The 11928-nt window shown below is 50.6% G+C and carries 9 protein-coding genes; 7 read left to right on the top strand and 2 right to left on the bottom strand.

Annotated features, from left to right (window positions below; translation table 11 throughout):
• Positions 1-101: 101 nt before the first annotated feature.
• Positions 102-266 (top strand): hypothetical protein, encoded by a 165-nt coding sequence (locus ACLBLI_RS06420; RefSeq protein ID WP_414830289.1) that lies wholly within the window; start codon positions 102-104, stop codon positions 264-266.
• Between the two features lie 464 nt (positions 267-730).
• On the opposite strand, the gene fadJ is transcribed toward ACLBLI_RS06420, so the two are convergent.
• Together fadJ and fadI are read right to left on the bottom strand one after the other, a co-directional pair.
• Positions 731-2884: a fatty acid oxidation complex subunit alpha FadJ gene (fadJ, locus tag ACLBLI_RS06415; protein ID WP_414830288.1), complete on the bottom strand. Its 2154-nt coding sequence runs from the start codon at positions 2882-2884 to the stop codon at positions 731-733.
• Positions 2884-4194, bottom strand: a complete 1311-nt coding sequence (gene fadI / locus ACLBLI_RS06410; RefSeq protein ID WP_414830287.1) for an acetyl-CoA C-acyltransferase FadI — start codon at positions 4192-4194, stop codon at positions 2884-2886. Before fadI ends, fadJ begins: the two co-directional genes overlap by 1 nt.
• A 600-nt stretch (positions 4195-4794) precedes the next feature.
• Here fadI and ACLBLI_RS06405 point away from each other — a divergent pair.
• The 6 genes from ACLBLI_RS06405 to ACLBLI_RS06380 are packed head-to-tail and all read left to right on the top strand — an operon-like array spanning position 4795 to position 11889.
• Positions 4795-5751 (top strand): AAA family ATPase, encoded by a 957-nt coding sequence (locus tag ACLBLI_RS06405; protein ID WP_414830286.1) that lies wholly within the window; start codon positions 4795-4797, stop codon positions 5749-5751.
• An 8-nt stretch (positions 5752-5759) separates the two neighbouring features.
• On the top strand, positions 5760-6722 hold the full coding sequence (locus tag ACLBLI_RS06400) for a DUF58 domain-containing protein (RefSeq protein ID WP_414830285.1): 963 nt from the start codon (positions 5760-5762) through the stop codon (positions 6720-6722).
• The gene (locus ACLBLI_RS06395) at positions 6722-7228 is read left to right on the top strand and encodes a DUF4381 domain-containing protein (RefSeq protein WP_414830284.1); all 507 of its coding nucleotides are present in this window, start codon (positions 6722-6724) and stop codon (positions 7226-7228) included. Before ACLBLI_RS06400 ends, ACLBLI_RS06395 begins: the two co-directional genes overlap by 1 nt.
• On the top strand, positions 7221-8240 hold the full coding sequence (locus ACLBLI_RS06390) for a vWA domain-containing protein (RefSeq protein ID WP_414830283.1): 1020 nt from the start codon (positions 7221-7223) through the stop codon (positions 8238-8240). Before ACLBLI_RS06395 ends, ACLBLI_RS06390 begins: the two co-directional genes overlap by 8 nt.
• Positions 8237-10162, top strand: a complete 1926-nt coding sequence (locus ACLBLI_RS06385) for a VWA domain-containing protein (RefSeq protein ID WP_414830282.1) — start codon at positions 8237-8239, stop codon at positions 10160-10162. The genes ACLBLI_RS06390 and ACLBLI_RS06385 overlap by 4 nt, the downstream gene beginning before the upstream one ends.
• Positions 10162-11889, top strand: a complete 1728-nt coding sequence (locus tag ACLBLI_RS06380; protein ID WP_414830281.1) for a BatD family protein — start codon at positions 10162-10164, stop codon at positions 11887-11889. The genes ACLBLI_RS06385 and ACLBLI_RS06380 overlap by 1 nt, the downstream gene beginning before the upstream one ends.
• Positions 11890-11928 lie beyond the last annotated feature (39 nt).

The raw sequence follows: 11928 nt of genomic DNA, 5'->3' as shown, positions 1-11928 counted from the left end.
TTATTGGCACAGTAATCGCATTACTCTGATTGACCGACAAGTTCCTTAACAGTCGGTTTTGTTTGTTTTGTTCAAAAAATAATGAATCAGAGGAATGAGTTATGTTGAAAGCATATGCAGTCGCACTAGCGTTATCTACATCAGCACCGGTTGCTACAGATAAACAGGAAAGTGCGGAAAAAGCACCTGCCAAGCAGAAGGAAGCGGTGACTCAACCACAAGCCTTCAAGCCAAAAACAGGAAATGGTCACGGCATCGGCTTTTAATGCTTTTGTCAAAAAGGAATTCTTGAAAGAGAGCCAGATGGCTCTCTTTTTTTATGCTTGGAAGTACAGGTTGTTAAATCCGGCGTCTCTACGCCACGTTATATGGCGTTGGATGGAAAACATAGGTAGCAGGGCTGGGCCAAGGATAATACCGCACAGCGCCCATAGACGAGGGTTCATGCCACTTTTAAACGCTTCAACATAAAAAAATAAACTGCTTAACAGTATAACGACGAAATATAACAGCAAAACTCCACCCTCAAACTAGGTAAGATGCGAAAAAGTCTATGCTTGCTCAGGCTTATTCGCATCTTTTCTTGGTAAATGAAAGCATTGTCAAATAATTGACGAGCAAAAAATCAACCGCGGCGATTGTAATGATTCCTGGTCAATAAACCAGCATTTTTATGGATTTCGCATAAAAAAACCGGGCAAAGCCCGGCTTTTTACACTTTAATTACATTTCAGTAAAAAGTCTGATCGTTTTCTGCCATTTTGACTAACACTTCTGCTGGCGCATACTTTTCACCAACGGCTGATGCGTAGTGCTCAAGACGTGACACCACGTGGCGAATACCTAACGTATCCATATAGCGGAATGGCCCACCCAGGAACGGCGGGAAGCCAATACCAAAGATTGCGCCAATATCGCCATCACGAGCATTACGGATCACACCTTCGTCAAGACAACGGGCAGCTTCATTCAGCATCATCATGACACAGCGTTCTGCGACCTCTTTTTCACTGAGCTTCGAGGACGGGGATAATCCAAGTAAACTGTAAATGCTTTCATCAACTTCTTTACCCGGCTTTTTGCCTTCATAAAGGTAGAAGCCTTTCTTGTTCTTCTTCCCTTTGCGGCCGTCATTCAAGACTTTATCGAATGCGGCAGGTGCCGTGAAACGCTCTCCAAACTCCTCCACGAGGAAAGGAATGATCTTGGTACCCACATCAATACCAACTTCATCAAGTAGCTTTACAGGGCCTACAGGGAAGCCAAACTTCACCAGTGACTTATCAATGTGCTCGATCGGCTCGCCTTCCAGAATCAGGTTTGCCGCTTCGTTCATGTAAGGTGCCAGAATACGGTTTACATAGAACCCTGCCCCATCTTTCACGACGACCGGTGTTTTGCCTTGCTTTTTGGCAAACTCTACGGTGGTAGAGATAGTCTGATCAGAGGTTTTCTCGTGTGCAATTACTTCGGCTAGCGGCATTTTGTCCACTGGCGAGAAATAATGCAGCCCGATGACGTTTTCCGGACGCTCAGCTTTCGCTGCAATCTGCGTGATTGGAATCGATGACGTGTTTGACGCAAAAATGGTACTTTGCTGACAATGGTTTTCAACATCAGCAACCATATTCTGCTTCAGGTCCAGATCTTCGAATACCGCTTCCACGACAATGTCAGCGTCCTGCAAACCGTTGTAATCTAAGGTGCCGGTAAGCAGAGACATTTGTTTCTGCATTTCCGTTTTCCGCATGAAGCGCTTCTTCACCTTCTTATTTAGCAGGTCGTAGCTGTACTTCATGGCATTCGCGATACCTTCTGCCCGCACGTCTTTAATCCGCACTGGCTTCCCGGCTTTGGTTGCTGTCACGTAAGCAATGCCGCCTCCCATCAGTCCGCCACCAAGTACACCGACTTTATTTACGGTTTCAGGTTTGACCCCTTCCACACCGTTTTCTTTTTTCATCTCAGTAGTAGCGAAAAATATCTGACGCAGTTGATAAGACTCAGGCGTCATGACCAGTTTACCGAAGGCTTCTGCTTCGGCTTTCAGGCCAGCCTGCATACCTTCGTTCATACCAGTCTCAATCACATCAATGATATATGCTGGTGCCGGATAATTCCCTTTGGTTTTAGACAGAGTTTGCTCGCGCGCTTTCTTGAACATGATGCTCTTGCCCGGCCCGGTAAGTTCCAGCGCTTTATTCATCCAACTTTTTTGTGGCTTTTCACGCTCGGGTTTGGCTTTAAGCGCATACTTTTCAGCGACATCCATCAGCACACTCAGCGGCACCATGTCATCTACAATGCCATATTTTTTGGCTTGTTTTGCGCGTGCAGGAGAGCCCGTCAGCATCATCTTCATTGCCTGCTGAATACCAATCAGTCGGGGCAGACGCTGCGTTCCCCCACTGCCGGGCAGAAGACCCAATTGCACTTCTGGCAACCCTACCTGCGTCGCAGACGCATCTGAACAAACCCGATAGTGACATGCCAGTGCCAATTCCAGACCACCACCTAAAGCAGGTCCGTGAATTGCCGCCACAAATGTGGCGCGCATACGCTCGATACGGTCAAAAACTTCCTGACCACCTGTGGCCAACGCTCGCGCATCGTCTTCCGTTTTGCACGCTGCCAGCATGCTGATATCGGCACCTGCAACGAACGATGAGGACTTGCCACTGGCAAGTACCACACCTTTGATGCTTTTATCCGCATCGATTTCATCCAACATGGCGGAAATTTCGTCACCAAATTCGGCTTTCAGCGTATTCATCGATTCGCCGGGAACGTCCATGGTGAGTATTGCCACGCCGTTGTCTTTTTTCGTCAGCGTAAAGGCACCAGAGCCTGTTGCTGCATTATTTTTGTTAGTTTCCTGCGTCATTATTCCGTCTCCACAATCATTGCTGCACCCAGACCACCAGCGGCACACGCGGTAAGCAGCCCTGTTCCGCCGCCACGACGATTCAGTTCGTTCAGCATCTGTGTGATCATACGTGTGCCGGTAGCAGCAAACGGATGGCCATAAGCAATCGAGCTTCCCATTACGTTGAACTTATCCATATCGATTTCACCGGTTGCCTTATCACGACCCAGCTTTTCTTTCGCAAACTTGTCGCTGGCGAACATCTTGATATTGGCCAGCGTCTGGGCAGCAAAGGCTTCGTGCATTTCAATAAGCGTAAGATCGTTGAGTGTCATCCCCGCACGGTCCAGCGCGATCGGCGTTGCATATGACGGCCCCATCAGCATGTCTTCCCACACATCAATGGCAGCAAACGAGTAGCTCTTAATGTAACCCAGCGGCGTGTAGCCCAGTTCTTTAGCGCGGCTTTCTGTCATCATCAGCACCGCTGATGCGCCATCTGTGAGTGGCGTCGCGTTCGCAGCGGTGACCGAGCCGTATTTCTTGTCAAACACCGGACGAGGTTTCACATAGCCTTCCAACGACGAGTCGAAACGTACGTTGTTGTCTTTTTCCAGCGCCCCTTTGAAGGGTTCTGCGTAAGCGGTCATTACTTCGTTATCAAGCTTGCCTTCTTCCCAGCTTTTTGCCGCCAGTGTATGAGAGCGATGCGCCAGTTTATCCTGCTCTTGGCGCGAGATTTCGTGAGTTTTGGCCATTTGCTCAGCGGTTTGTCCCATCGACAGTCCCGTTGAATATTCAGCAACAGCTGGCGGAACCGGTAGCAGATCTTTGAAGCCAAGACGCTTGAAGATGTTCCATTTCTGACCCAGTGTTTTGGCTTTCTGCAAATCCACTAAAGCACGCGCCAGGTTTTTGGACACGCCTATTGGCGATACCGAGGTTGAGTCTGCGCCTCCGGCAACGCCCACCTGAATATTTCCTGCCATCATGCTCTCAGCAATATTCACGGTCGACTGAAAACTGGTGGCACAAGCGCGCGACACACTATAAGCATCGGTATGCACATTCATGCCGGTTCCCAGTACAATTTCGCGGGCAATATTCGGCGCTTCCGGCATTTGCACTACCTGACCATAGACAACCTGATCAACCCATTCAGGTTTCACACCGTGGCGGGTCATCATTTCATTAACGACCATCTTGCCCAAATCAACGGCCGGGACGCCGTGAAAATAGGTCGCCATTTTTGCGAAAGGCGTTCTGAGTCCTGCTACGATGGCAATGCGATCACCGCCTCGTGTGGTTACTGATTGTTTTGCTGCCATATTGCACCTGTGTTAAATGCCACTTAAGTGGTCTGACCTGTAATGGTTGCCGATTTTTACAAACAATGAACAAAATAGCAAATATCTGGCCCAATGCGTTACTTTCCTGAAAATGAAAGACCTTGTTACAACCCCGGGCTGGTCAGGAATATATTGATATATATACACTGTAAGCGTCGTCACTATTCTTGGATCCGTTACCGGCAAGAACATCAACACGATCACATTACCGCGAAAATAGGTGCATTCAACGACTTGAAGATTGCACAGGGAACCATATATGGAATTGATAGTCTGTAACGCATTGACGTTACCACCTGGGAAGGAGTAATTCAGTCTGTGGTCTTTCAGGTTAACTGGCAGTTAAAGAAACTGAACTGTCATTTGTCTGGCTGAAGGTATGAACCAGTCAGGGCAACTCTGTTCTATCTGCGCATACCCGCGAGCTCTTACAGAAAACCAATACAGGCGATGTATTGCTTTAGGTTTGCGGGTTGCAGTTCTGTATCACTCTGAAACCCCGCATGGCGGGATGATGATAGACTAGCTTACACCTTCTCCTGGTAACATAAACAGAATAAAACAAACGGGATTAACGCAATGGCAGCTGAGCAATTTAAACAATTGCAAACGTATCTGGATTCGCAAATTATTGGTCAACAGGCACTGACACGCAGCCTGTTGACTGCGTTACTTGCAGATGGGCATTTATTAGTGGAAGGGCCTCCTGGCCTGGCGAAAACCCGTGCAATAAATGCGCTGGCGAACGGTATGGATGGAGATTTTCATCGCGTACAATTTACCCCTGACCTACTCCCTGCCGATTTAACCGGTACTGATATTTACCGACCGGAAACCGGCGAGTTTGTGTTCCAGCAAGGCCCTCTTTTTCATAACCTGGTGCTGGCCGACGAAATCAACCGTGCTCCGGCAAAAGTACAGTCAGCCTTACTGGAAGCAATGGCGGAGCGGCAAATTACGGTAGGTAACAAAACCTATCCCCTTCCCCCGCTTTTTATGGTGATGGCAACGCAAAACCCACTTGAGCAGGAAGGGACGTACCCGCTGCCTGAAGCGCAGCTGGACCGCTTTCTGATGCATGTAGAAATCGACTACCCACAAGCGGAAACCGAGCTGCAAATTCTACGGCTTACCCGTGACGAAGAATTACAGCAAAACCCGATAGCGCCACCATCCCTATCTCAGGATGATATCTTTGCTGCCCGTAAAGCTGCTCTGGCGCTTTATATGGCACCGGAGTTAGAGCAGTACCTGGTTCAACTGGTTATAGCGACCCGTAATCCAGGACAGTTTGACGACAGCATGGCCAGCTGGATCGAGTTTGGTGCCAGTCCACGTGCCACTATTAGTCTAGACCGCTGTGCCCGTGCGCATGCGTGGCTGTGCGGCCGGGATTTTGTCGGCCCGGATGACATCCAGGCTGTGGTTCACAACGTGCTTCGTCATCGCATTATTTTGTCCTATCAGGCCGAAGCCGAGGGGATCACCGCCAATCAGGTATTAGATAAAATTGTCGCGACTGTTGCTGTACCCTGATAACCATTATGCAATCAATTCAGGAAAACCTGACCAAGCTGGTAACTGACGGACTCAATCTCAGCGTTGCTGAGCTGTTGCGGTATCAGCAACTGACCCGGCTCATGGATTTAACACCTAAGCGGACGCCTCAGGCCCGATTGGCTGGAAGTTATCTTACCCGTCATAAAGGGCGCGGGATGGAGTTTGACGAAGCCAGGCATTATCAGGCTGGTGACGACATCCGTGCTATAGACTGGCGTGTCACCGCCCGGACCGGAAAAACGCACACAAAAATTTACCGTGAAGAGCGGGAACGCCCAGTGTTTATTCTCTGTGATCTGTCACCGTCAATGCAGTTTGGTACCCGCCTGCTGACCAAAGCCGTGCAGGCAGCTCACCTGACATCACTAATAAGCTGGTCTGCTGCTACGCGCGGAGATAAAGTCGGCGCAATGCTGTTTTCCTCAGGTAAACACCGGGAATGCAAACCCTTGTCCCGCAAACGTGCAGTACTGAATATTTGTCATGAGCTAATCACACTGCAGCAGCAAAGTCGTAATGTGCAGGCCGACGAGGCTGCCCAGACAAGCGCATTTACCGACGTTTGTGCCCGGGCTCGTCGTCTTGCGCGCCCAGGCAGTCTGGTGTACCTGATTTCTGATTTTCAGCACTTGTCTGATGCGTCACAACAACATATCAGTCAGTTATCCCGTCATTGTGAAGTCAATGCAGTGGAGATAACTGACCCTATGGAACACGCGTTACCTGACACCAGTATTGTACAGCCCGTCAACGTGACCGATGGCCACGCGCAGCAGACCTGGATGTTAGGAGATAAGCAGGAAATGGCTGCCTACCGACAATGGCGTGAGCAACAAGAGTCTGCAATCGCTGCGGCGTTTTCCCGCTCGCGAGTAAGGCATCATCACGTTAGTGCAGGCCTGAGCCTGGATGATCAACTTCTTGAACTGCAGAGAGGAGTTCGCTGATGCAGGGCGTACCTCAACAGGATCCGCTGGCCCAACTCAACGATATCCATACACCAACGGATGTCAGTTACTGGCCACTTGACTGGGGCTGGTGGCTGGTAATTGCGTTGGCAACCGTTGTTCTTATTGCATTAGCCGTGGTCGTAGTAAGAAAGCATCGTCACCAACGCGCACGAAGAATGGCTCAACAAGAGCTGGCCACCATTACCGCCGACAGCGAAAACTGGCCTGCCAGATTGAACGCTTTGCTTAAACGGATGGCACTGGCGTACTGTTCACAGGAGTCTGTTGCTTCATTGCACGGAGAAAAGTGGCAGCAATTTTTGCAAGAGACACTGCCCCCCTCCCGTGCCAAAACGATTATGCCGGGACTTAGTCGTCTTGCCGATTTACGCTATCAGGCACTTCCGCCAGACAATAACGAGTTTACTGCGGTACATCAGTCCTGCAGAGAGTGGGTTAAGCGTGCCCGATTCTCTCACCTAGAGGAGTACCAGCATGTTTGAGTTTGCCTGGTGGTGGGTACTGTTTGTGTTGCCGCTGCCATTGCTGATGTTATTGCTGCCAGCTCGTGCGCAGGCTCAGCATGTGGCATTGAAAGTACCGGGTGTACGGCCGGATCATCAGGCATCCACACTCAGAATTGGCAGAAGCCGCTGGCGTAGCCTGCTTGCTATCGTAGTATGGATTTTACTGGTGGTGGCAAGCGCCCGTCCGCAATGGCTTGGCGAGCCTGTCAGTATCCCCGACGAGGGCCGCGAGATGATGCTGGCTGTAGATTTGTCCGGCAGTATGAAAATTGATGATATGTCCTTAGGCGGCCGTCAGGTGAACCGACTAACGATGACAAAATCGGTGCTCAATGACTTTATCAAACGTCGTGTTGGTGATCGCTTAGGACTTATTTTATTCGCAGACACCGCCTACGTGCAGGCGCCGCTGACTTATGATCGGGAAACCGTTGCTACGTTGCTTGAAGAGGCTGTCATTGGCCTGGTGGGTGAACAAACAGCTATCGGAGACGCGATTGGGCTGGCGGTAAAACGGTTTGATGAGAAAGAAGAGTCTAATAAGGTGCTTATTCTGCTTACAGATGGCCAGAATACAGCGGGTAATATCACTCCTGAGCAGGCCAAAGAACTTGCGGTAAACAAAGGGGTTACAGTGTATACCATCGGCGTTGGCGCTGACCGCATGCTGGTTCAAAGCTTTTTTGGCAGCCGTCAGATTAATCCTTCGCAGGAACTCGATGAAGGCATGTTAACCGATATCGCCGATGCCACTGGCGGCGAATATTTTCGGGCGAGAGATGTCGAAGAGCTGGAATCGATTTACCAGACATTAGACAGACTGGAACCCATAGAGGGTGAAAGCCGCAAAATGCGCCCCCTGACGGCATTATTTCATTATCCGCTGGCAGCAGCGTTGTGTCTGTCAGTCTTACCCATGCTAGGTTTCGTTTTAAACATGCTGTTGAAAAGACTGTTTTCAGGTCGAGCTGTCGGAGAATCGCAATGACATTTCCGGTATCCCAATTAGCCCAGTTTCATTTTATAAGACCTGAGTGGTTTATCGCGCTTGTGCCACTGGCGATCCTGTTTTTCCTGGTTCGTCACTGGCGACAACGCCAGTCTGGCTGGCAAAGTGTTGTTGCCTCTCACCTGTATCACTCCATGACCGAAGGCAAGCCCGGCAAAGGTGTACGCCCGCCCTTCTGGCTACTCGCATTCGGATGGCTTATTGCCGTGACTGCTCTGGCCGGCCCGACGTGGGAACGACTGCCGCAACCGGTATATCAGCTCAATACCGGCCATGTGTTGGTGCTGGATATGTCACTATCGATGCGTGCTACCGATGTCACGCCGGATCGTCTGACTCGTGCTAAATACAAAGCCATAGATCTTATCAATGAGATTGGAGAGGGCGAGATGGGGCTGGTTGCCTATGCTGGTGACGCCTTTGTCATCAGCCCGCTAACCACCGATGCCAGTAATCTCACCACGCTGCTCCCCAGCCTGAGCCCTGAAATTATGCCGGTTGCCGGCAGCGATCCGTTACTGGGCATTCAGACGGCAGCAGAATTGCTGGAACAAGCCGGATATAACCAGGGTAGCATTTTCTGGATAACCGATGGCATTGAAAGAGAGCAACAAACCGAGCTGCAGGATTATGTACAAGGCCTGCCCTATGATGTGAGCGTGATGGGAGTCGGCACGGCAGATGGCGCACCAATAAAACAGGTTAACGGCGAGCTTCTGAAACAAACCAGTGGTGCCATTGTGATCCCCAAAATGGATGACAGCCTGCTTCGTGGCATCGCACAGGCAGGTGGAGGCCGGTATACCGACATAACACCGGATGACAGCGATATTGCCCATCTTGCTTCCCTTTCACTCAACCAAAGGCAGGCTGGAGACAGCGGTCCTACCGACGACCGGGCCGGTGACCAATGGCAGGAACTGGGTCCTTATCTGCTACTACTACTATTACCATTTGCTGCTTATGCCTTTCGACGTGGTGTTTTAGTGATGATGCTTTTGCCACTGCTAATGCCCCTAAGTCCACCGGCGTCTGCGCAGAAAGAAGAGGCCACCACGTCGACTCAGGATGCCCTACCCTGGTGGGAAACGCCGTTTCTCAATCGCGATCAGGAAGGGCTTGCCAGCTTCAGACAGGAACAGTTTGGTAAAGCGGCAGAACTTTTTGATGATCCGTCATGGCAGGGAGCGGCGCAGTACAAAGCCGGTAATTATGAGGCGGCACTTGCGTCTTTTTCAAAACTGAACACGCCAGACGCGCTTTACAATCAAGGCAACGCACTTGCCCGCCTGGGCAAGCTGGATGATGCCATTGAGAAGTACGATGCGGTGCTGGCACAACAGCCGGACAACAAGGATGCGGCTGAAAACAAAGCCCTGCTGGAAAAGCTCAAACAGCAGCAGGAACAACAACAGCAACAAAATCAAAATAATCAGAACCAGCAACAAGATCAGCAAAACCAGGACGACAGCAACGCCTCCCAGCAAGGTAATGGTGAAGATCAGAACCAGCAAGGTGAGCAAAACGACTCCGAACCGTCTGCCGGTGATACTGATCAGTCTCAGCAACAAAACCAGGATGGCGGGGCGCAGGGCGAGGACAACCAGCAACAGCCTGAGCAGGAACAGTCTGCGGATGAGTCGGAAGAGCAGAATGACCAGAAACAGGACGGTGAGCCACAGCCCACTGAGCAGCAGGATGAGCAGGACGCACAGCAACAAGCACAGTCAGCCGCCGCAGCGGGCGAATTAACAGATGAAGAAAAAGAAGCCCAACAACGACTGGATAACCTGATGCGACGGGTACCGGACGACCCCGCATTTCTGCTTAAGCGCAAAATGCAGTTAGAAGCCCAGCAGCGCAGGCGCCAGCGTATGCCGACGAATCAGAGAGAGTGGTAATGAGAACGATACTATTTCTGCTATTAAGCAGCCTGTTTTTCACCAGCGCTGCAGGTGCTCAGGTCGATGCCGTTGAGGCGTCAGTAGACAACAATCCGGTAATGGTAGATGAGGCAATTCGCCTTACCGTCACGGCGCAGGGCGATGCTTCCCGGGAGGCGTTTGACAGCTCTCCGCTACTCAAAGACTTTGTGGTTGGAAGAACGTCAGTCAGTAGCCGCACGTCTATTGTTAATTTTAATTCCACCCAGACCACCGTGTGGACGACCACATTATTTCCCCGCGCTACCGGCACCTTTACGATCCCTGCATTTACCATTGAAGGTAAACAGACACAGCCTATTCAGATAAAAGTTATTCCCGTTTCTCAGGGCAGCGGACAGGCCTCAAGAGACTACTTCGTGACCACCAGCGTCGATACCTCCGAGGTGTACCTGCATCAACAGATTCATTACACCGCTAAGCTGCATCTGGCAACCCGGATAGAACAGGGTGCGTTACAGTCACCTGAACTGGAAAATGCAGAAGTCCGTCAGATTGGTGATGACAAACAATATACTGATATCGTTGACGGCAAGCGCTTTCAAATCATAGAAAGAAATTTTGCCATCATTCCACAACAATCGGGTAGCTTTACAATCCGAGGGCCCGTTTTTACCGGAGAAGTGGTCGCACCGAATACCAACCAGCGGTTTGGCTTTTTCAACCGAACGCAGCAGGTGAACCGGGTAGGACCAGATATCAGCATTGAAGTAAAGGCCGTGCCGGATAACATCAGCTATCACTGGCTTCCCAGTGAATACGTGCAACTTGATGAAGAATGGCCCGAAGGGGAAACCCTGACCGTAGGTGAACCCATCACCAGAACGATTACCCTGACGGCGATGGGCGTGGTGGAAGAGCAATTACCCGAACTGCCTCAGCGTTACCCGCCAGATTTCAAACTTTATCCAGATCAGGCAAATACTGCCACGGTGGAGAGAGACAACACTTTGATTGCACAGCGGGTAGAATCACTGGCTATTATTCCCACACAACCGGGACAGTACGTGCTGCCTGATGTCACGGTGTCGTGGTTTAACGTGCTCACTGGTGAGACAGAAAAGGCAACGTTGCCGGCTCGGACCATTTCTGTTGCTCCGGCTCCAGGCACATCGACTCCGTCAGTGGCTGCGCAACCGCCTGTTGAAAATGTGACAACCAGTCAATCACGCCCGGAAAAAGGCATGTCGGTCGATGCCGAACCATCTTCTGTCGACACGCCGCCAATAACAGATTCACTTAACCTGTATCTACTGGCTGCGTTGATTGCGTCTTGTATTGGCTGGCTTGCTACTGTGCTTTATTTTCGCCGTAAGCTTGGCGGTAATCTCTCCGCCCGGCAAACAGCAAAGAGCGGTATCAGTGCAGAGGATGAAGCTTTCCGACGTTTACTTCGCACAGTCGAGACCACTGACAATGTCGGTGACATACAGCGAGCGCTGACTGTGTGGGTTGCGGCATTACTACCTGGGCAACAAGCGCACGTCGCCATGTCAACAGAACCGGCCTTACACCCCATCCAGCAACATATGAACACAATGTTGGCCAGTCGGTATGGCAACAGCAGCGACAAATGGAACAAAAAGTCATTTAGAGGTGACCTGAAAGCTGCCAGAAATACGTTTAAGCAACAGAGAAATACTACGGGCACCCTGTTACCACCACTGTATCCTGGTGTTAAATAATAATGGCGTGCTTCCTATGAACCAGAATAACAATGCCCT

The organism is Alteromonas sp. H39, assembly GCF_047556435.1.
Classification (GTDB): domain Bacteria; phylum Pseudomonadota; class Gammaproteobacteria; order Enterobacterales; family Alteromonadaceae; genus Alteromonas.
This window is presented reverse-complemented; position numbering and strand designations above follow the sequence as displayed.

What these genes read in the sequence shown, in the direction of transcription:
- ACLBLI_RS06420 (WP_414830289.1), top strand. Translation starts at nt 102, where the DNA reads ATGTTGAAAGCATATGCAGTCGCACTAGCGTTATCTACATCAGCACCG.
- fadJ (WP_414830288.1), bottom strand. Translation starts at nt 2,884, where the DNA reads ATGACGCAGGAAACTAACAAAAATAATGCAGCAACAGGCTCTGGTGCC.
- fadI (WP_414830287.1), bottom strand. Translation starts at nt 4,194, where the DNA reads ATGGCAGCAAAACAATCAGTAACCACACGAGGCGGTGATCGCATTGCC.
- ACLBLI_RS06405 (WP_414830286.1), top strand. Translation starts at nt 4,795, where the DNA reads ATGGCAGCTGAGCAATTTAAACAATTGCAAACGTATCTGGATTCGCAA.
- ACLBLI_RS06400 (WP_414830285.1), top strand. Translation starts at nt 5,760, where the DNA reads ATGCAATCAATTCAGGAAAACCTGACCAAGCTGGTAACTGACGGACTC.
- ACLBLI_RS06395 (WP_414830284.1), top strand. Translation starts at nt 6,722, where the DNA reads ATGCAGGGCGTACCTCAACAGGATCCGCTGGCCCAACTCAACGATATC.
- ACLBLI_RS06390 (WP_414830283.1), top strand. Translation starts at nt 7,221, where the DNA reads ATGTTTGAGTTTGCCTGGTGGTGGGTACTGTTTGTGTTGCCGCTGCCA.
- ACLBLI_RS06385 (WP_414830282.1), top strand. Translation starts at nt 8,237, where the DNA reads ATGACATTTCCGGTATCCCAATTAGCCCAGTTTCATTTTATAAGACCT.
- ACLBLI_RS06380 (WP_414830281.1), top strand. Translation starts at nt 10,162, where the DNA reads ATGAGAACGATACTATTTCTGCTATTAAGCAGCCTGTTTTTCACCAGC.